Consider the following 19,736-nt stretch of genomic DNA (forward strand, 5'->3'; position numbering starts at 1 on the left):
ATGTTTTTGAGGGAATAATATTACCATATTTTCCCTCTCTAGAGTTTTATTTTTTTTAGCACAACCGAATAAAAGAGAATTATTGCACAGTTTATATTGACAGACCAAATAATTCACAGGCATTCTGGGTGGTTTGATGGGCGATCGCCTCTACCGTTTCCTGACGCAGTTTAGCTACTTGCTCGGCTACATATTGCACGTAGGCAGGCTCGTTGCGCCTCTCGCCTCGTTTCGGAACTGGGGCGAGAAATGGGCAGTCTGTTTCAATCAATAGGCGATCGCTACTCACCATCGCCGCCGAGGATTGGATCGCTTTGGCGTTTTTGAACGTTACCGTCCCGCTAAAGCTGATGTAGAAGCCTAAATCGAGAAACCATTGAGTTTCTTCTGGCGTTCCTCCCCAGCAATGCATGACACCCCGCACTCTCTCTCCTTTGAGTTCCCGCCATTTTTGCAACACTTCTCTGGTGGCCACCGCAGCGTCGCGGCAGTGGATAATCACTGGTAAGTTGAGTTCAGATGCGATCGCTAACTGTGACTCAAACACCATTAGCTGATGCTGATAGTTATCAGCTTTGTAAAAATCCAGCCCCATTTCCCCAATTGCTACCACATGAGAGTCAGAACTCGCTAAAGTTTTGATTTTCTCGGCTGTCTCGTGATTCCATTTATCAGCATCTAAAGGATGTAATCCTACGGCAAAGCTGATTTCGGGAAACTCGTGCGCTATGGATTGAATTCTGGAAAACTCCTCTGGGTGAACACAGGAATGTACTAAACGTACTACTCCTGCTTCTTGCCACCGCGATCGCACTGTTGCTAAATCCGGCTGGAAGCTATCAAAGTTGAGATGAACGTGCGTGTCTATCAGTTGCATCTTTTGTCCTACCCTGCAAGAAGCCCTTCTCTACGAGAGGCTGCGCCAACGGGTTCAGCAGTCGCTCATGGGGGAAACCCCCTTGGCGCTAGCCTCTCCCTTTGAGAGAAGACCGCGCTGCTTCACCTCTGGCGCGTCTATGTTGTTTATCCTTCGTCATTTGTCGGTTTTGTTACCAATGACTAATGACTGAGGACAAATGACCAATGGCTACTGGGCTGTTTGTGTCACAGGTTTTAGTTTATGAGCCAATCTTGACTTTTTCCTTGCCCCATTATTTGGGTGAAGAACACCCCGCTTGGTCGCTTTATCGATTTTGGCGTAAGCCTCAGATAAGCGAGCCTCTGCTTCTTGTTTTAATTCTGGGGTAGGATTAGCTGTATAGACAGCTACAGCATTAACGTATTTCTTCATCAGCGTCTTGACTGCTGATTTGTAAGCTTTGTTACGCAGTCGGTTACGTTCTGCGATTTGGGCACGCTTGAGAGCAGACTTTGTATTCGCCACAGTCAATTCCAAAAATACTATTAATATGTACACACACTACTAGACTTACTAATATAGCATCCAAATTGCCAATGTTATAATTTCCTAAAAAAAATCTATTATTGGAAATTTGGTACTGGAGATTGGGGAAGATTGTCTTTAGTCTTTGCTTCCGAATCCCAGTCCTTAATTAGGTGTGTCGTCAATTAAGGAAATGCGTTAAAATAAGGTACATGTAAAATAGTCAACCCTAACTCATCACCTGGTTAAGCAATGTGATTGCCAATATAATCAATCTGTCCTGAAAACAGGTGTATTGTCAAAGGCAAGGAACTGTAAATAGCTAAATTTCAGGGGTTTAAAAGTATAGAATCGATACTATATTATCGTCCTGTACAGTTTTTAACTGCTAAAAGTTAGGAAAAGAAAAATAATACTCAGACCCTACCCCCTGTAAATATGGGGGATTGGATGTGTAAATACACCACCCGCAACCCACAAGGAGTGAGGGTAAGGGCGTAAGAGTAGCGGGAAATGGCACGCCTGCTTCCTGCCGCTAGCCAAGTTTTGGCTAGTTGGACTGAGCAATTAAGTGGCCTTCTCAAGCAAACTAGATCCTGGCAGACTTGAGAGTATCAAAAAAATCCAGGTTAAGCTAGAGAAGAGAATTAGAGTCAGCTTGCACACCCCAGTGGGTCAAGAGCAATACTAAATCTCAGGTGTGAATATTATAATTTTGGCATTGTCCTTACTCCATGCTGCGAATCATTACTCAGCAGGCAGACGTTAGAGCAGAACTACAACGGATCTGCGATCGCACCCATGACGAACAGGTGCTTCACAAAGAAGCAACGGTGCGGGAAGTTTTGCAAGCAGTGAAGCGCCAAGGCGACAAAGCTGTATTGCATTACACAGCCGAATTTGACAAACAAACCCTGAAAGCAGAAGAACTCCGAGTCACAGGCTCGGAACTAGATGCAGCCTATCAGCAGGTGTCAAAAGAGTTGTTGGGCGCGATTCGGCTAGCTTGCCGCCAAATTGAAGCGTTTCATCGTCAGCGAGTCCCAAAAAGCTGGGTACACTTTGGCGACGATGAAGTAGTGCTGGGCAAACGCTATACCCCCGTAGATCGGGCGGGGTTGTATGTGCCTGGTGGCCGTGCCGCCTATCCCAGTACAGTGCTGATGAATGCAATTCCGGCTCATGTTGCTGCTGTACCTCACGTAGTGATGGTGACACCACCAGGGCCAGGGGGTGCAATTAACCCAGCAGTCTTGGTAGCTGCCCAAGAAGCAGGAGTGCAAGAAATTTATCGCATTGGGGGCGCACAAGCGATCGCTGCTTTAGCTTATGGCACAGAAACGATTCCGAAAGTGGATGTGATTACTGGCCCTGGTAACATTTATGTCACGCTAGCGAAAAAACTTGTCTATGGCACCGTTGGCATTGACTCTTTGGCAGGCCCTAGCGAAGTGCTGGTGATTGCCGATGAAACTGCAAATCCGGTGCATGTAGCTGCTGACTTGCTAGCCCAAGCTGAACACGATCCAATGGCGGCAGCAATTTTGTTGACGACAGATGCGGCTTTAGCAAAAAACGTGCAATTAGCCTTGGAAAGACAGCTAGTAGATCATCCACGGCGAATAGACACAGAAAAAGCGATCGCTCACTATGGCTTGATTGTCCTTGTGGAATCGCTCGAAGCAGCAGCAGAACTCTCAAATGAATTTGCCCCCGAACACCTGGAATTAGAAATTAAAGACCCTTGGGCACTCTTACCACAAATTCGTCATGCTGGGGCAATCTTTTTGGGTTACTCCACACCAGAAGCTGTAGGAGACTATTTGGCAGGCCCTAACCACACCTTGCCAACTTCTGGTGCTGCCCGCTATGCTTCGGCATTAGGGGTGGAAACTTTCCTCAAACACTCTAGTATTATTCAATATTCTCAAACTGCGCTGCAAAATGTCGCTAGTGCCATTGATGTGCTAGCAACAGCAGAAGGCTTACCTTCCCATGCTGATTCAGTCCGACGCCGAATTCAGCAAGAAGATTGACACTCTGCGGTCTAAAGACACGCAGATTCTCTAAGACTTAGCTTAAAAGGGATAGTCAAATATCCCCCTAGACGCTCAAAACAACTACCAGTACGAGAGATATTGCAATTGCGCTTACTTAGAATGCTTTCCGAGTTCATCACTTGCCAGTTCGGTGCGCTCCGTGCTTTCCCATTACTTGTTTGCCCAGAGCTGCAATTTGTGCAGGTACGAGGCAAGTCAGGGGTCACTCCTTACAAAACACTTCTTAGCGCAGATGATTATTCCTACTCGCACAACAATATTATCATTTTTCACGGTGGTTAAAACCACCCGTGGCGCGTTTCCTCCACTGCCTGAAAGTCAAGTGGCTTCCACGCGTTCCACAATGTTGTTGTGATTTAAAATGGTTAATTTTTTCCTAATACTGTTGGCAAAAGTTACTCAATAGGTGATGGATAAAAGTTTGGATGGCGATGTCTGACGGCAAGCCGTTTTGCGTCTACGCACATTATTTGCTAGCATGCTTTAACAGTGAACAGTGAACAGTAAACAGTTATCAGTGATCTATTTATCCCTGGGTTTAAGTCCCCCACCTCCAGGTGGAATGCGTTGGTGGCGGGTCTAAATCCCCCACCATACGCCTGATAACTGATAACTGATAACTGATAACTGATTTAAGCCTTTTTGGCGGGCGTCTATAAGTTAGGCATTGCCCGCCTAATCCATCGGCTATTAAGAAAGGAGTTACTTGCGTAGTCAGCCAGCAAACAGTTCACAGAAAGATAACCCTCTTCAAATAACGGGTAAAAATATTCTCGATGCCAGTTGCTACAACTCACTAGCGTCAAAGTGAAGTGAAACCGATCTATGGCACAGTCTCGAATATATAAAGTAAGTAGGCAGATGGAAAAATAATTTAGTGTAGCTGCTAACAAGTTTTGCTACATACTTATGTAAGGGGTCTACTCTTTAGGAGACGAGAGCGGTGCTAAAGAATATTTTGGTAGCTCTGGACGGTTCGGAAATGGGAGAACGAGTAATTGAGACTTTAGATACTTTAGCGTTGTCAAAAGATGCCAAGGTTATTCTGTGTCATGTTTTCCTTACGCCAGAGTCAGAGATGGAACTACCTGCTGATCGTCCTCAGCAAGAGTCGCCAACATTTTCTTATTTTCAAATTGAAAAACAGTTGCAATCCTATCAGGAAAAGTTATCAGTCAGCAGTGAATTAGAATTGGTAACTGGCGAGCCTGCCGAAGAAATTATTAGGCTTGCCAATATTTACAAAACTGACTTGATTATAATTGGCAGTCGGGGATTGATGGGGATGAAGCGAATTGTCCAGGGTTCTGTTAGCAGTCAAGTTGTGGAAGAGGCTAATTGTTCGGTGTTAGTCGTCAAACCAAGGTAAAAATTTGTCAGGGGAAGCAATGACTATAACCACCCCAAAACTAACCTTTGAAGAGTATCTAGCTTATGATAATGGCACTGATACGCGCTATGAATTGGTCAATGGAGAATTAATTCCCATGAGTCTAGGAAGTGGACAACATGGGGCGGTAACAGAATTTCTCAATGTTTCTTTCCGAGCAGAAATTCTCCGGCTAAAGTGGGATTGGACTTCTAAACAAATGGTTATCGGTGTTCGTTCTCCCCGTGCTGGCAGATGGGATACTTCAAGGATTCCAGATGTAGTTGTGATTCCATTACCTCAATGGCGAGAGTTGAGAAACCCAGAGGCAGTTATTGAACTCAACGAACCACCCCCTTTGTTAGTGGTGGAAGTCGTCAGTGAGTCAACAAAGATTGTAGATTATCGAGCCAAGCGAGTTGAGTATAACATTTTAAATATTCCAGAGTATTGGATTGTCGATCCATTAACGAACAAAGTGACTGTTTTCACATTGATTGAAGAATTATACGAACCAGTAGAGTTTGTTGGTACTCAATGCATTCAATCTCAAACTTTTGCGGAGTTAGAATTGACAGTAGAGCAAGTGTTGACGGCTGAAAATTAAAAAAAGTTTGCTCCACAATCTTCTTCACTATGTTGTGCAACATCAACGAACCACCCCCCTTGTTGGTTGTAGAAGTCGTTAGTGAGCCAACAATATTGTAAATTATCGAGCCAAAAGAGTTGAGTATAAGTTTTTAAATAAATATTCGAGAGTATTGGATTGTACTGCTTCGACAATCCACTACTCTCGATTGATGACTCTAATATAGTGAGTGATCTGGGTTGTAGTTTTTCTTGACGGCAAAACAAAAGCGTGTCTAAAACTTACGCTTCACTCATACGGTCGATTCCCGCATTTGATTCATCTAAAATTAGAACTGGTTGATCGTTAAATATTTCGTAGTCGCGAGAGTAGCCTTTCTAAAGTAAGTCTCACCTGATTTGTTAGCCTTCCTCTATTAGATGGTGTGATTCTAGATGGTGTGATTCGCTTGCTTGATCCGATTCGCACACTTGCTCCGATTTGCACACTTGCTCCGTCTGCTCCGTCTGCTCCCTTCACTCCTACTCCGTCTGCTCCGTTTGCTCCGTTTGCTCCGTTTGCTCCTGTTATAACCCCACTTTGACCACCAGATAAGTTTGCTTCTTGGGTTTTAGTTAGTGAGATAAACATTGGGGATGTTTGAGTGCTTTTCATAGTTAACCTAAGTTACCAATTATCAGTTTTGAACTTTGATAAAGCTATTTTCACTTAAGTAACGAGGGTAAATATCTACCAAAATGATTGTATTTTATATCTCAATGGAAAAATATTGGTAATTTTGGTATGTTTACTTTACTATGACTTACGCTTTGATAGTAAAGACTAGATATGGGTGATTTTATAAAACCACACCTATACCACACCTATAATTTAGGGATAATTTATGAATTTCACCCTAAATTCCTCTATAAGCTCTTTATTATGTATTATCTGCACCTATGTAGTTAAAAAAATACTTTTAAACTGCTTAAAGTACAGAGATGGCTGAGAAAAAATAATAGATTTTACGAGTAACTTTGAAAGCAATAGCCTTACTTACTGCAACCAAATAACCTAGTTTATCTATTCGTTTGCAGTCAGTAAGGTAAAAAGATTTTCGTTATCTAAAAATTATTAGACTATGATAAATATTCATCAAGTAGCAGCGCTTGTTTCACTACTTAACTATTCAAAGGTGAACAGTTATCTTTATGGAAAAGCGCTGCTAAAACTTATCGAATGTTGTTGGTGGGCAACCTTAACATTAAGGTTGTTTAAGAAAAGTAGATGGAAAACAATAAACCTATGTTAAGCTTATTCCCATGAAGAAGTAGGTAATGGCTGGTAGAATTAAGTCGATTAACAATTTAGGCATCTGCCAGAGTAAGTTAACCTGCTGCAACAGGGTAGCTTATTTTAAATGCAAAGCTTCGATTGTCTAAAGACACCGTTAATCCTGCCTTAAGCTTATTGTTTCTCTTCTACTAAATTCCATAGTGTAACGATCAGTTTTCTATACGTAACTTACGTCTAGACGATTCCAATTCCACCACGACCACCACGACCACCACGAGCATCACCACCACGACCACCAGCACCACCAGCACCACCAGCAGCACCAGTAGTAGTTCCTCCATTAATAGTGCTACCAATAGGAACTACATTGTTTCCGAAAACATTGCCACCATTGGTAGTAGAAGCGCCGCCAGCGCCGCCAGCGCCGCCAGCGCCGCCGCCGGCACCGCCGCCAGCGCCGCCATTGGCATCGCCGCCACCAGACAAGTTAGCTTCTTCGTTGGTGCTTAATGCAGTAAATAATGTGCTTTCCATATTTTTAGTTCTCGCTTGATTATTGGGATGAAATTTACGTCACTCAAAAGTAATAAATATACAAAAAGTATATTTTGTAACTTTTTTGTGTCGCTACAAGTATTATAAGGTCTTTGCTGAATATATCAAGCAATTATTTGTTTAAGAAATATGTATTACACGTCTTCAGGATGCACGTACTTAGTAACATTTAGTACAAATCTAAATTAAAAATAAATGTAGTCGTGAATACTTCAATATGTATATTGATACAAGTATGGCTCTCTAAAAACTTATTTTTATTTTTTCAAAAAGTTTATAAAATTCATTCTATTAAATATTTATACTGATAAAATAACCAAAATGCAAAGGATTAAAGATTTAATTAATAAAATCAAACAACTTTTTATACGAGTCATGCTTAAATAAATTTATACAACTCCAAACTGTGATTTTTATTTGTTAAATAAGTATTTTTATATAAAAAAATGTGGTTACTTAGGTAAGTATATACATCTATAGGCTTGCAATATATAATTTATTTTGATAGACAAACTCCTAAGTTTGCTTAATTATTAATTACTTCCAAAAAATCTTTAATTCTCATAATACAAATTTTTATAAAGTGAATAAAGAAAAGATAAAATTATAGATATAAATTATAAAGATTTGATGCTAGTACTAAAATGTGCTAACTGCTATAAGCTCTCGTGCGTATAACTTGCACTTTTTATGGCTTGTAACCCTTGTTGCAACGAAAACACTCTTGAATATTAAAGATGTGACAGCTTCTTAAATAAGTATAGCCGTATATAAGCTTGATATTTACATAGTCAATACATATAGGACTCATATTTTGTTTTTTAAATACACGTAGTAGCGTGTCAAAGCTAAAATAGTGCAAATATATAATGACGTTAGTCCAAGCATTATCAAAGTTTTACCTCTTTATCTAATGCATCAATTTAGGCTTGTCACGCCAGTAGCGTAACGTATCATCCCAAAGTGCTGGTGCGTTATTACGTTCCGTGTAACACAAATACTTATACTAATTCAATTAATGATTGCAACACATCCTTGGGTAAAGACGCGATGAATCGCGTCTCTACAAATGGTCTATTTGTCGCATTCTTTTTTCAAATTGGTATTAGATTTTTTCAAAATTCAACTCGGATTCCTATAGGCAAGGCACTTACAGCGATTGCAACTTGGTGAGGTACAGATAATCGTAGGGGCACAACATGTTGTGTTCAAAAGCCATCGCTTGAAGATTAAAAATAATTGAAGGATTTTAAAAATCTAAATGCTCACCGGCTTGGTGAGATAACTTATTTAGAGAGGCTTGTATTTTTAATTTGCCTTGGCAATAAAATAGTAGCTTGTCTAAAACCTCTGCTTCACTCACAGGGTTAAGTAACACAATTTAGTCATCTAAAATCAAAAGTAGTTTCTTTAATAAAAGTAGATAAGTAACAAAAAACTATGTACGATTATCTACTTAGCAATAACTAGCTAATGGCTGGTAGGTAAATTAGAAATTGAGGCATATATAAAAATAACTTAACCTGCTGCGACAGGGTAAATTATTTAAAACGTGACACTTTATTTCTTCAAAGGCGAGGTTAATCGTCTATTGATGTTTATTATTTTTATTTCCCTTCTAGTAAACTTCACAGGTTTACTTATGGCGATGAATTTTCTATCCCTTAGCATTTCCACCATTTCCACCACCTCCACCATTTCCACCATTTCCACCATTTGTAGTTCCTCCAGTAATATAGCTATTATTAATAATGCCGGCAATTACGATAATCGATATAGTATTAGAGTCGCCACCTCTGCCGCCTCTACCGCCTCTGCCGCCTGTGACGCTTTTGATTTTACCACCAGACAAGTTAGCTTCTTCGTTGGTGAGTAATGGAGTAAATAATGTGCTTGTCATAATTTTAGTTCTCGCTTGATTGTTGGATTAAAGCCACGTCACATTTAAAATTACAAATAGACAAAGAGTATAATTTGTAAATTTTTTGTGTCGATAAAAGTATTATTAGGGTTCTTGCTAAAAAAATCAAAAAAATTTTTTTTAAGAAAAGTAAAATGTTTTTTGCTCGTGCAATGGTATAATTTCTATATTAATCTAGCTGGATATAAACTTGATATTTTAATACTCAATACATTACATTTCTATAACTCATATTTGATTTTTGAAGAGAATGGCTATTGAGTTGAATGCAATGTGACAAGCGATCGCATCTATGAACCAATATCAGCAGATGGGAAATACGGGGGCGATGTTGCTAGACTATAACGGGCTAAGGCGGGACTGAATCGCAGTGATGCTAATGTGGCGATCGCCCAGGAACTAAAATAGGAAGATAAATTTGGCTTAGGTTTTTTATGAGTTCCCGCCGCATTCTTCAAGTTGGTGAATCTTATACTTTCAGCAGATATTTTGAATTGCCTTTCACGATTGATGATATTCTGACCGAATTAAATTGCACTATTGAAAGGAAAAATATAACATTACCTGAATCATCAGAAATTTTAGACATCCAATTTTTACAGCAGCAACTTCGCCGTAATTTATCTTATATTGATTTAGTTAATGAAACTACTAGACGGGAAGCTTTAATTGGCCCAATTTTGTTTGAAGTATGTGCTTTAACTAATCAGAGACTCAATATAGAATATTCTATTGCTGTCAACAATTATCTGAAAGGGACTCTCGACTACTATATTGCAGCTCCTCAAAATTTATTAGTAATCGAAGCCAAACAATCTGATTTAGTTAGAGGATTTACTCAACTCGCTGTTGAATTAATAGCACTTGATCAATGGACTAAATCCACATCTGAACTTCTATATGGTGCAGTTACGACTGGTGAGGACTGGCGTTTTGGAGTTTACCATCGTGCAAATCGTCAGGTGACTCAAGACCAGAAACGTTATCAAGTTCCAGAAGATTTATCTATGTTGGTAAAAATTATTGTAGGTATTATTTCTGGTTCATAAACTGGGGACTGGGGACGCAAAGAATAACCAATCCCCAATCCCTTTACTCAAATCAACGTCCTTGAGTTGCCAAAAACTGACGCAAGCTCAACAAACTCAAAGTTTGACCCAAATTCAAGGGCAAAAGCGAAACTCCTTCCAAGCGGGACTGTACCCAACCTTCTCCCCAGTACCATTCGTGGAACCCGTCAATGCCTCCGCTAAGTACCAAGCGCAGACAGTTTGATTTGACAACATCTACTTGATGATGAATCGCAACTGGCCCAGTCCAGGTTGTAAACTGGAATCCTGGAAGCAGTTCTTCTGGCATTCCTGGCGCAAAGCGTTGCCCTAAGAGCCATTTTTCGAGTTGCACCGGATGCAGCAGACTGTCACGAATTGCATCTGTTGATGCTTCGATTTCGATCCGCAGTTGGCTTTGTTGAAAATTACCCAGCATTTTTATAGGATTACCTAAAGGTGAGACATTGCTACTTCTAATATTGCAAATACAATCACTGATTATTGCAGGGTCACTTTTCTCGCAACAGAGAACTTAGAATAGAAAAAGTGAACTTGTTAAGAAATGTAAGGTTATTCATGGCGGATCAGTTAATTCGTGCAACAGCAGCCGAAGGTGGAATTCGTGCCGTAGGTGTGATCACCACACGTTTAACAGAAGAAGCACGAGGACGTCACAAGCTTTCCTATGTGGCAACGGCAGCACTAGGTAGAACTATGGCGGCGGGCTTATTAATGGCTTCTAGTATGAAGCGTACTGGGTCAAGGGTCAACGTCCGGGTGAAGGGCGATGGGCCTTTAGGTGGCATATTGGTAGATGCCGGCTTAGATGGTACAGTACGCGGGTATGTCGGGAATCCATCGGTGGAATTGCCTCCCAATGCTAAAGGTAAGCTAGATGTTGGTGGTGCAGTGGGTGACGGCTACCTCTACGTTGTCCGGGATATTGGTTACGGTTATCCTTACTCTAGTACTGTTGAACTAGTTTCTGGGGAAATTGGCGATGATGTGGCTCATTATCTGGTGAATTCCGAACAAACACCTTCAGCTTTAGTTTTAGGTGTGTTTGTAGGAGCAGGTGGAGTAACGGCGGCTGGAGGGTTACTGATACAAGTATTGCCCAAAGCTGCTAGAGACGAAGCTTTAGTAGAAACGTTGGAATCACGGGTTGCTGGTCTAGCAGGATTTACGCCATTGTTGCAAGCTGGTAAGACGTTACCTGAAATCTTTAATGACTTGTTGGGAGACATGGGGCTGGTAATCTTTCCCGAACGGCAAATACTGCGCTTCCACTGTGGTTGTTCTTTTGATCGCGTTTTGGGGGCACTGAAGATTTTGGGAGAAGCTGAACTGCAAGATATGATTGTTAAAGATGATGGTGCTGAAGCAACTTGCGAATTTTGCGGCAACGTTTACCAGGCAAGTAGCGATCAGTTAGCTCAACTAATTGCCGATTTACAAGCTGAATCTAGTGTTTTAGGATAAAGTATAAAAAAACACTAATTTTTTAGTTTGATAATGATATTCTTTGGAGAGAGATATTCAAAAAAGTAGCTTTTTAATGATGAGAAAGTTACTATGTCAACAATGGAATTATCAACCTAAAACAGAGCGCTATTCAATTATTTTGGTGTGAGAGATGACAGAGCGGGATATTCCAGACAGTTGGTCTTCAGCCAGTGGAAGAGAGCCAGATCAAAACAAAAGATTATCCCGAACAGAACAATTCGGTGAAACTCAGCCATTTGATTCCCCAGCTACTGGTTCTAACTCCAAGTCAGTGAAGCGGCGAAAAAAAAACCATAGGGAAGGATTACCTATAAATAGTAATTCAAAAGAAACTGCCCAATTCAGTAGTACTGGGAAATGGCCACGCTGGATGAAAAGCTGGACATTGTGGCTGGTACTACTAATGTTGATTCCTGGCAGTGTAGGATTCTTAGCAATGGCAATGTTGCTAAAGTTGCCAGCCGCCCCTAATTGTCCCTCGATTTTCTGGCCGCTAGCTAGTGCTTCTGTACGGTTACACTGCGCTCAGTTGGCGGCTTCTAAACAGACAGTGAAAGATTTATTGCAAGCGATCGCTCTGGTGAAGCAACTACCGCAAAATCACCCGTTGCATGGAGAAATTGATCGTTTCATCGAAGAATGGTCACGGGATATTTTGAAGCTAGCTGATGAAAGTTTCCAAACAGGTAATTTAGAGGAAGCGATCGCTACTGCTCGTAAGATACCCGAAGATGTGGCAGCTTATAAATTAGTTGATGAACAAGTTGACAAATGGCAGTCAATTTGGTCAAAGGCAGAAGCCACATACAATGGTGCGATCGCTGAAGTTAAAGAACGGCGATGGCAATCAGCATTTATGTTATCCGCCAAAATGCTGCGCGTAGACAATCAGTACTGGGCAGGTACTAAATACGACCAATTGAATCGTCTAATTGCCACAGCGCGGGAAGATGGCGATAAGTTAGGAAAAGCGGAAAATTTAGCAAATAGCAAAGTTGTCGATAATTTATTAGAAGCTATCAAGATAGCTCAGTCCATTGGGCAAGAAAGTTACATTTATCAAAAAGCTCAGGAAGCGATTCCGGTATTTGGACGCAAAATGCTGGAATTGGCACAGGCAAAACTAGACAAGCAGGATGCAGATGCAGCACTAGATATTGCTAGACAAATACCAGAGATTGCGAAACTACAGGGTGAAACAGATGACTTTATCGCTATAGCTGACGCGAAAAGAAGTGCTTGGATAGGTAATGTTTCTGGTTTAGAGGCTGCGATCGCTCAAGCACAACAAATTGATCCATCCAGACCAGTGTATAACGAAGCACAACAACTGATTGCTCGTTGGCAGTTGGAAATTGAAGATGTTGCCAATCTAGAAAAAGCGAGAACATTGGCTAGCCAGGGAACAGTGCCTAATTTAACAGCAGCGATCGCTCAAGTGCAGCTGATTCCTGCGAGTAATCCCCGCGCCACAGAAGCTAGGCAAGAAATGGGTCGCTGGCGTGCCCAAGTGGAGACAATTGAAGACCAACCTTACTTAGAACGCGCCGAACAGATAGCAATATTCGATGATATTAACTCCTTGCAAGCTGCGATCGCCCAAGCCAGCGAAATTCGTAGAGGTCGTGCATTATATCCAGAAGCACAGAAAAAAATTCGTAATTGGGTAGCAAAGATTCAGCGAATTCAAGACCAACCCTACTTAGATCAGGCACAAGAACTGGCTCAGAGTGGAAATCTCACCGCCGCCATTAGCGCAGCTCAACAAATTGCCTCCTCAGGAAGGGCGCTTTCTGGGGAAGCACAAACTGCGATAAATAGCTGGGAAAGGGAAATCCGCACCAGGGAAAACTGGAAAAAAGCGCAGGAAGTGGGCGCAGCTGGCACACCAGAAGCATTGGTTGAGGCAATTCGGCTGGCAGATCGGGTTTCAAATAATAGCATCTTACGTATGGATGCGAATCAGGCTATTGACCTGTGGAGTCAGCAATTGTTAGAAATAGCACGCTCTCAAGGTCAGTCTGATATTGGCAGAGGGATTGAGATTGCCAAATCGATTCCACGCGGTAGTGCTGCTTATAGTGCGGCGCAAGAGCAAATTAGGGCTTGGCAAGAATTTCTCAATCCTCAACCAGAACCTCAGCCTCAGCCTGAATCTTTACCATTTCCTCAATCAACTACTACTGGGCAGTAATATCCTTATTAACAATTCAGTTAAAACCTTTTGATTCAGCATTTTCAAAAAGCATATCAGGGATACCGGGGTGTGGGGAGATTTCCTCAATGTGTCTCAAAAATATTTTTCAAGTAGGGTAGCACAGCTAGCTGTGCTACCTTACGAAAATTTATTCCTCAATCACTCTCCCCATTCTTTTATTACAGAAAATAGTGATGAGTAATCATCATCGGCAAATGACATTTTCACGGCTGTTTGCAAGATTTGCCGAACACCTTTAATACTGCTGAGATCCAAACTCCGAGATTTCGCTTCCGAGATAAATAATTCTGTATCTTTAAGCAAGTGTTTTGTGGGAAAATTCGGTTCAGCATAATTGCCATCCAACATCCGTTGTAGCTTTTTGTCAAAGGTAGGTGCGTAGAGTGGACTCTCGCGCAATATTTGCATAAACACATCCACATCGACACCCTGACGCTGCACAAAAGCCAGACTCAAAGCAAAGCTAGTTGTCAGGGAAGCTATTAGTTGATTTAGTGCCAATTTGAGCGCCGCCGCAGATCCCACTGGCCCAATAAGTAAAGGTTCTGTCCCAAAATTTTGGAGTAATTTTAAGTGGCGTTGATATTGTTCTGGCTCGGCCCCTACCATAATACTCAACTCGCCAGCCTTTGCTTCCGGGATACTCCCTAATACAGGTGCTTCTAAATACTCACCACCACCACCAACAACTGCATCCCTAATTTCCTGGCTTTCTGTAGGAGTAATTGTTCCCATTTGGATGATTGTGCGCCCTTCCAGAGTTTGCCAAGCAGTGTCTGAAAGCAACACATTATAAATGGCCGAGGCATTAGTCAGCATGAGGATTACGCACTCAGCAGCACGAATGGCGTGGCGGGGATGTGTAACAATTTCAGCCCCAGCTGCTTGTAGTGGTGCTAATTTTTCTGGGGTGCGATTATAGGCAACTAGCTGTATATCTGCGGCTAATAACCTTTGAGCCATTGGTAGTCCCATCAGTCCAGTTCCCAGAAATGCCACCTTCATTTTTTACGTTCCTTTGGTACAGCGTAGGCGTAGCCTGTTGTAGACATCGCGTTTCCATCGTTTGATTTTAATATCAGTTATCAGTGAACAGTTATCTTTAAATACTGATAGCTATTCACTGATTAGTGACTAACGTCTCTGGCGATTAACCACCAGCCGCAAAAGTCATCATAATTATCACTGAAAGTAAAATCCCTGGAGTAAGTAAGGTTACTAGCATTAACAGATCATGAGTGGACATAATTATTACTTTGGTATTGTGTTTAGCTTTACAGTAATCACTGTTATGCTAGTCTAAATAAGACTGATACTGCATTCTTAAATAGAGTTTTAACTTTTCTTTCTTTACGTTTACTCTGGCAGGGTCAATCCGAGTAGTGGTTGAAAAATTTCTGTATTGTCCAGACCTTTGCTCTGAATTAAGACTCCAAAGCCGCCGAGTCCTGTGGGATCTATAAGCTGGTGTAGTGAGTCCCGGCGCTGTAGTAACTGTGAGAGGGGTTGCTGTTGAGAAGAAAGGGCTGCAATCCGATCGCCTAACCCCAACGCCATCAAAAATAATCCCTGCTGGATAAAACCAACTTTTTCTAAATTACACCGCTCACCCCAGCGTTCCAAAGCCGTAAAGTCAACATGGGCTGTGATATCTTGTCGCCCAATATTAATATAGGGATTATCATCGAAACGATGCTGGTAATAACACTGTAGCGTTCCTTGCGATCGCCTGGGATTATAATAACGACTGGCTGGGTAGCCATAATCAATTGTTAACACATAGCCGCGTTGCAAGCGGTCGGCTACTATACTCAACCAGTCACCAGCCGCTAAATTAATTTCACTACGGTAGCCATCTGGATATACACTTTGGGTCAAATCGATTCCTACTAAGTCTAAATATTTAGCTAGTTGGGGCGTTGAAGGTTCTCCTGTGACTTCTACAAATGATGAGCAGGTTTCTTTCTCATTACTATCTGTGGTTACATAAATTTCTCGGAGTTCGCCCGTTTCTAGGATAAATTGATGGACGGGGAAAGCATCAACTAACTCGTTAGAGAAAAAGCAACCAGCGATCGCATTCGGTGGTATATCCTCTAAATTGCACCAACGCACCGGGAAATCTTGCAAGCGTTGCTGCTGTTCTTGTCTTAAAATTGGGGACTTTTCAACAATGATGTACTCCAGCGCGGTAAAAAAATCTGGGTAGTGCAGTTGAAGATATTCAAGGATATGCAAAGCTAGCAATCCTTGACCTGCTCCCATTTCTACCAAAGAAAATGGTATAGGTTTTCCTAAAATTTCCCACATTTGCAAAAATTGTTCTGCTAGTAACTCGCCAAAGTCAGGACAGAGGTTGGGAGAGGTGAAAAAATCACTATCTTTAAAACCTATTTTGACTGCATCGCTGGAATAGTAGCCGTATTCAGGGTGGTATAATGCCATGTCCATGAATTGGGCAAAAGTAATTCGCTGCTGTGGAGAGGTGGTAATGTGGTTGGCGATCGCTGCACACAATGCTGGATTTGAATCCATAAAATTTGATACTGGGGAGTAAAAAAAATAAATGCTTACCAGCAACACAATCTAATTTAACCGAAGTGTAAAACTTGAAACCTGTTGTTTAGTTTGTCGTGTTAGCCTGCTGCTTGCAGTAAGCGGATAAACCCTTCTTGCTCGAAGTGCCGATCGGTAGACAATGCCTCTGTAATCCCGCGTTGGCGCATTAACACAAAGCTTAGTGCATCACATAGAGAGTAAGTTTTATCCTCCCGCTCTATTAGCAGATCGACTGCTGTCCGGTGCAATAATTCATCCACCCAAACCGTTTCTATATCTGGGTTATCCAGCAAGTCAACCACAAAAGTAAGGGCGGACGAACGCGGAAAACGTCTTGCAGTGGCTAACGCGACGTACTCAGCAATCACATAGCTGTGGGTTAATCGTATTGTTGCTCTTTTATAGGCAGCAATGGCTTCAGTATGCAAAGGCTCAGTCTGATAGTGTATAGGACTTACGCACACTCTACGAATTCTCGGCGCTCTTGGCGTCTTGGCGGTTCGAGAAATTAAGCTTTTTAGCAATTTTTGCGTAAGTCCTAGTGTAGACAAAGTAATCCAGAAGTATCGAGGAGCATTAACCTTCCTCGTGGTTATTCGCATACTCTCTCGCCAAATCTATATCAATACTTTCATTGTTCAGATCAATAGTGTCTTCGAAATGAAGTGCCCCAAAATGGCGTTCAAATCTGGCTCGTGCTGTTTCCTTTTCTGCTTCAGACAACAATTTAAAAACTTGTCCAAACTGTTGCTCTAAAAGGGTTGCAGCTAGCCGTTCAGGAGGAACGCCAATTGCCTCAGCCTGTCGCGCAATTGCAGTGAAAATCTGATCGTTGAGTTCCAGTGTCAAAAGATGAGTCATAGAAGTATGGAACTTGCTAGAGGCTACGGTAATTATAGCTTTGCTTGTTTGATGCCCTAATCAACCACTCACCAATGACACTAGCACACCATTGGGATCGCGGACACGAGCAATCATTTGTCCCCCAGGCTGACTTTTAGGGGCATCTAGTGTTTTTGCGCCTGCTCCGATCGCTCTCATGTAAGCGCTGCCAACATCAAGAGTAATAAATGATATTTGGATTGATGCTGGTGGTTGTGTAACGTCGTTGGGATGGCAGCCACCAGGAAATAACTTCTTCGCTTCGCTACTAGAGGAGAAAGCTAGTGTAGTGTTTCCGGTTTCAATTTCGGCCCAGATAGATTGCCCGTTATCCACGAGGGTACGACGAACTAGACCAAAGGCTTTTTCGTAAAACTCAACGGTTTTAACTACATCGTCTACCCAAATAACCGTGTAACCAAATTTCACAGTTTTTTCTCCTTAACTAGAAAAATCAGTGCTGGCGAGGATTTCTGCTACTTTACTGTAGGCGATTTGAATACACAGTGACTTAACTCTCCAGAATATTATGATCTGTTGCTAGAGTTTGTGCCCCTGTTTGCATCATTTCTATATCTGATGGCGACCAATAATGAGGCCCTTGACAGTGATGTGCTACTAGCAATCCCCATAATCCTTTAGGTGTGACAATTGGTACAACCAAGTTGGCACGAACCTGCAAATTGCGAAGAAAATCTCGATGACAAGGCTGAATTGGCTCTAATTCAATATCAGCGATCGCTCTTACTCGTCCTGCTAAGTATAAAGCAGCATACTCGTTGTTAAAACAATCATCTGGGCCAGTGGAACCAAGGATTGATAATTCTTTAGAACTTAAAGATTCAAAAGTCACCTGTCCTTGCCACTGACTGTAAAAATAATACAACACCACCCGATCAACCTGAAGCGATTCTCTGAGTTGATTGGTTGTTTGCCGAACTAACTCATCGCGCTGCATTGTTTTAACAAGGCGATCGAGCAAATTTTGCAAACCTTGTTCACGGCGATCGCGGCTATGGTTCAATTCCGAGTGAGGATGAATTTGCACGGTTCTAAAATTACCACTAAGTAAATGCTACCGGATTTATATAGTAATTTATTAGACCTTGTTTAAATACATTCTTGTATTTATAGCAGCAATTCAATTTTAACAGAACATAATACTAGTCAACTTCTCCGGTTAATTTTAAAATAATATTAAGAAATCTTTTTTGTTTAATTTGTACCAGAGAAAATTAAATATTATAAATTTAAAATTAAGAATTTTGTAAATTTACAAATAATATGTTTGGTTTTTCTATAACTTGAGGCAATAAATATACTTTAAGCAGTAATGTAACAATTAAGTTTGTATTTATAGCTACAGATATTTGTCACGCTGTTAGTAATCCTCGTTTTTATGGTTTGCATGGGAACGAGAGACTAACTACAGACTAATTCTAAGTTTTCAAACATTGAGATAAAGTTACGGTAAACTAACAGTGCTGCTTCTTTTGTTATTGACATAGATCGCCAATAGGTGGATGCCAACCTGCTGTTAACCAAAGTTGACGGGAATTTAGAATAAACCCATCATCGTGGTCTTGATCATTAAAATCAAAACGACTGCAAGTTGCACGACCTATAGGAGTTGTGCCAATGATCTTTAACTTATTTTTTGTCCAGGTAAAATGCTCTGACCAATTTTGATTTCTTGGATTAAATAATGCAACTTCTGTTTGTGTTTCTGGATCAATTGCAGTTGTAAAATTATACCGTCTTTGATTACAACGATGACAAGCTAAAGCCAAATTATTGAGATCGTCTGATCCTCCTAAAGATTGAGGAATAATGTGATCAATGGTAAAAGGTGTTGTATTTGAACGTTCTGGAGAGTGACAATATTCACACAAATATTTTGCCCTTTTACGGACATTTAAACCAACAAAATTGTTGATCACCACAATTAAGAAGCAAGTTTAGCGTTGATAAAACTGAAAATTTTTTCTAATTCCAATAAACCAGCTAATTCTGCTTGTTCATCTGGATTGAGTAAATTTTCTTTATTTTTTTCTAATAGTTCTTCTAAACGAAATTGTAATTCTTCAGTAAAAGAAAAAGGACGAAATTGATCAGAAAGATTAAGTTTTATTCCATTTGGTAGCCAAGATGAAGGCTGTTTCATTAATTCTTTCATGGGTATCTCCATTAATTGAGGATTGTGGTCAACGAAGGCCATGTTAGCACTGAGCCGCCGAGTCAACATGCTCTTGAATTTATCGTTGGACAGGCATTGCTGGTAGTTATCGGACTATGTTGAGATTCTTTAATATCGGACTATGTTGAGATTCTTTAATACAGTAATATCATGAATTGCTCCTACAGCG

General features: G+C 41.1%; 20 protein-coding genes. 6 read left to right on the top strand and 14 right to left on the bottom strand.

The window, feature by feature from the left end; all coding sequences use genetic code 11:
• Positions 1-91 precede the first annotated feature (91 nt).
• Positions 92-877: a TatD family hydrolase gene (locus CDC33_RS00085; RefSeq protein ID WP_109006748.1), complete on the bottom strand. Its 786-nt coding sequence runs from the start codon at positions 875-877 to the stop codon at positions 92-94.
• 210 nt (positions 878-1,087) lie between these two features.
• Positions 1,088-1,384, bottom strand: a complete 297-nt coding sequence (gene rpsT / locus CDC33_RS00090) for a 30S ribosomal protein S20 (protein ID WP_181373840.1) — start codon at positions 1,382-1,384, stop codon at positions 1,088-1,090.
• 734 nt (positions 1,385-2,118) lie between these two features.
• On the opposite strand from rpsT, the gene hisD reads away from it, so the two are divergent.
• From hisD to CDC33_RS00105, 3 genes are all read left to right on the top strand, one after another.
• Positions 2,119-3,420: a histidinol dehydrogenase gene (hisD, locus tag CDC33_RS00095; protein WP_109006750.1), complete on the top strand. Its 1,302-nt coding sequence runs from the start codon at positions 2,119-2,121 to the stop codon at positions 3,418-3,420.
• A 967-nt stretch (positions 3,421-4,387) separates the two neighbouring features.
• Complete coding sequence (locus CDC33_RS00100; protein WP_109006751.1) at positions 4,388-4,813, top strand: universal stress protein; 426 nt, start codon at positions 4,388-4,390, stop codon at positions 4,811-4,813.
• Positions 4,814-4,832: 19 nt separating this feature from the next.
• The gene (locus CDC33_RS00105; RefSeq protein WP_109006752.1) at positions 4,833-5,420 is read left to right on the top strand and encodes a Uma2 family endonuclease; all 588 of its coding nucleotides are present in this window, start codon (positions 4,833-4,835) and stop codon (positions 5,418-5,420) included.
• 327 nt (positions 5,421-5,747) lie between these two features.
• Here CDC33_RS00105 and CDC33_RS38135 read toward each other — a convergent pair whose 3' ends face one another.
• The 3 genes from CDC33_RS38135 to CDC33_RS00115 form a co-directional block, all read right to left on the bottom strand.
• Complete coding sequence (locus tag CDC33_RS38135) at positions 5,748-6,056, bottom strand: hypothetical protein (RefSeq protein ID WP_181373841.1); 309 nt, start codon at positions 6,054-6,056, stop codon at positions 5,748-5,750.
• Positions 6,057-6,911: 855 nt separating this feature from the next.
• Positions 6,912-7,211 carry a hypothetical protein gene (locus CDC33_RS00110; RefSeq protein WP_109006753.1) on the bottom strand — a complete coding sequence of 100 codons (300 nt, stop codon included), beginning with the start codon at positions 7,209-7,211 and terminating at the stop codon, positions 6,912-6,914.
• Positions 7,212-8,889: 1,678 nt separating this feature from the next.
• A complete protein-coding gene (locus tag CDC33_RS00115) occupies positions 8,890-9,132 on the bottom strand; it encodes a hypothetical protein (RefSeq protein WP_109006754.1) in 243 nt (80 codons plus the stop codon).
• A 455-nt stretch (positions 9,133-9,587) separates the two neighbouring features.
• Between CDC33_RS00115 and CDC33_RS00120 the strand changes: the two genes are divergently transcribed.
• Positions 9,588-10,202 carry a hypothetical protein gene (locus CDC33_RS00120; protein WP_109006755.1) on the top strand — a complete coding sequence of 205 codons (615 nt, stop codon included), beginning with the start codon at positions 9,588-9,590 and terminating at the stop codon, positions 10,200-10,202.
• Positions 10,203-10,254: 52 nt separating this feature from the next.
• Here CDC33_RS00120 and CDC33_RS00125 read toward each other — a convergent pair whose 3' ends face one another.
• Positions 10,255-10,641 (bottom strand): hypothetical protein, encoded by a 387-nt coding sequence (locus CDC33_RS00125; RefSeq protein ID WP_109006756.1) that lies wholly within the window; start codon positions 10,639-10,641, stop codon positions 10,255-10,257.
• A 140-nt stretch (positions 10,642-10,781) separates the two neighbouring features.
• Here CDC33_RS00125 and hslO point away from each other — a divergent pair, with 140 nt between their 5' ends.
• Entirely contained in the window at positions 10,782-11,687 is a 906-nt protein-coding gene (hslO, locus tag CDC33_RS00130) for an Hsp33 family molecular chaperone HslO (protein ID WP_109006757.1), read from the top strand.
• Positions 11,688-11,841: 154 nt separating this feature from the next.
• Positions 11,842-13,905, top strand: coding sequence for a type 2 periplasmic-binding domain-containing protein (locus CDC33_RS00135; protein ID WP_109006758.1), 2,064 nt, complete (start codon positions 11,842-11,844; stop codon positions 13,903-13,905).
• A 162-nt stretch (positions 13,906-14,067) separates the two neighbouring features.
• Here the strand turns inward: CDC33_RS00135 and CDC33_RS00140 are convergent, their stop codons facing one another.
• The 8 genes from CDC33_RS00140 to CDC33_RS00175 form a co-directional block, all read right to left on the bottom strand.
• Positions 14,068-14,934 (bottom strand): NAD(P)-dependent oxidoreductase, encoded by an 867-nt coding sequence (locus CDC33_RS00140; RefSeq protein WP_109006759.1) that lies wholly within the window; start codon positions 14,932-14,934, stop codon positions 14,068-14,070.
• Between the two features lie 351 nt (positions 14,935-15,285).
• Positions 15,286-16,464 carry a class I SAM-dependent methyltransferase gene (locus tag CDC33_RS00145; protein WP_109006760.1) on the bottom strand — a complete coding sequence of 393 codons (1,179 nt, stop codon included), beginning with the start codon at positions 16,462-16,464 and terminating at the stop codon, positions 15,286-15,288.
• A gap of 101 nt (positions 16,465-16,565) precedes the next feature.
• Positions 16,566-17,090 carry a type II toxin-antitoxin system VapC family toxin gene (locus tag CDC33_RS00150; RefSeq protein ID WP_244919087.1) on the bottom strand — a complete coding sequence of 175 codons (525 nt, stop codon included), beginning with the start codon at positions 17,088-17,090 and terminating at the stop codon, positions 16,566-16,568.
• On the bottom strand, positions 17,065-17,349 hold the full coding sequence (locus tag CDC33_RS00155) for a hypothetical protein (protein WP_109006761.1): 285 nt from the start codon (positions 17,347-17,349) through the stop codon (positions 17,065-17,067). Before CDC33_RS00155 ends, CDC33_RS00150 begins: the two co-directional genes overlap by 26 nt.
• Before the next feature lie 60 nt (positions 17,350-17,409).
• Positions 17,410-17,799, bottom strand: coding sequence for a VOC family protein (locus CDC33_RS00160; protein WP_109006762.1), 390 nt, complete (start codon positions 17,797-17,799; stop codon positions 17,410-17,412).
• An 82-nt stretch (positions 17,800-17,881) separates the two neighbouring features.
• Positions 17,882-18,418, bottom strand: a complete 537-nt coding sequence (locus CDC33_RS00165; protein ID WP_109006763.1) for a GAF domain-containing protein — start codon at positions 18,416-18,418, stop codon at positions 17,882-17,884.
• 448 nt (positions 18,419-18,866) lie between these two features.
• Positions 18,867-19,313 carry an HNH endonuclease gene (locus CDC33_RS00170; protein ID WP_109006764.1) on the bottom strand — a complete coding sequence of 149 codons (447 nt, stop codon included), beginning with the start codon at positions 19,311-19,313 and terminating at the stop codon, positions 18,867-18,869.
• Positions 19,314-19,315: 2 nt separating this feature from the next.
• Entirely contained in the window at positions 19,316-19,546 is a 231-nt protein-coding gene (locus CDC33_RS00175; protein ID WP_073644404.1) for a hypothetical protein, read from the bottom strand.
• Positions 19,547-19,736: the final 190 nt, after the last annotated feature.

The organism is Nostoc commune NIES-4072 (assembly GCF_003113895.1).
Lineage (GTDB): Bacteria > Cyanobacteriota > Cyanobacteriia > Cyanobacteriales > Nostocaceae > Nostoc > Nostoc commune.

Bases quoted from the DNA above. Each gene is read 5' to 3' on its own strand.
- CDC33_RS00120 (WP_109006755.1), top strand. From the start codon at position 9,588: ATGAGTTCCCGCCGCATTCTTCAAGTTGGTGAATCTTATACTTTCAGC.
- CDC33_RS38135 (WP_181373841.1), bottom strand. From the start codon at position 6,056: ATGAAAAGCACTCAAACATCCCCAATGTTTATCTCACTAACTAAAACC.
- CDC33_RS00140 (WP_109006759.1), bottom strand. From the start codon at position 14,934: ATGAAGGTGGCATTTCTGGGAACTGGACTGATGGGACTACCAATGGCT.
- CDC33_RS00115 (WP_109006754.1), bottom strand. From the start codon at position 9,132: ATGACAAGCACATTATTTACTCCATTACTCACCAACGAAGAAGCTAAC.
- hslO (WP_109006757.1), top strand. From the start codon at position 10,782: ATGGCGGATCAGTTAATTCGTGCAACAGCAGCCGAAGGTGGAATTCGT.
- CDC33_RS00150 (WP_244919087.1), bottom strand. From the start codon at position 17,090: ATGCGAATAACCACGAGGAAGGTTAATGCTCCTCGATACTTCTGGATT.
- CDC33_RS00110 (WP_109006753.1), bottom strand. From the start codon at position 7,211: ATGGAAAGCACATTATTTACTGCATTAAGCACCAACGAAGAAGCTAAC.
- CDC33_RS00135 (WP_109006758.1), top strand. From the start codon at position 11,842: ATGACAGAGCGGGATATTCCAGACAGTTGGTCTTCAGCCAGTGGAAGA.
- CDC33_RS00085 (WP_109006748.1), bottom strand. From the start codon at position 877: ATGCAACTGATAGACACGCACGTTCATCTCAACTTTGATAGCTTCCAG.
- CDC33_RS00145 (WP_109006760.1), bottom strand. From the start codon at position 16,464: ATGGATTCAAATCCAGCATTGTGTGCAGCGATCGCCAACCACATTACC.
- CDC33_RS00125 (WP_109006756.1), bottom strand. From the start codon at position 10,641: ATGCTGGGTAATTTTCAACAAAGCCAACTGCGGATCGAAATCGAAGCA.
- CDC33_RS00175 (WP_073644404.1), bottom strand. From the start codon at position 19,546: ATGAAAGAATTAATGAAACAGCCTTCATCTTGGCTACCAAATGGAATA.
- CDC33_RS00105 (WP_109006752.1), top strand. From the start codon at position 4,833: ATGACTATAACCACCCCAAAACTAACCTTTGAAGAGTATCTAGCTTAT.
- hisD (WP_109006750.1), top strand. From the start codon at position 2,119: ATGCTGCGAATCATTACTCAGCAGGCAGACGTTAGAGCAGAACTACAA.
- CDC33_RS00155 (WP_109006761.1), bottom strand. From the start codon at position 17,349: ATGACTCATCTTTTGACACTGGAACTCAACGATCAGATTTTCACTGCA.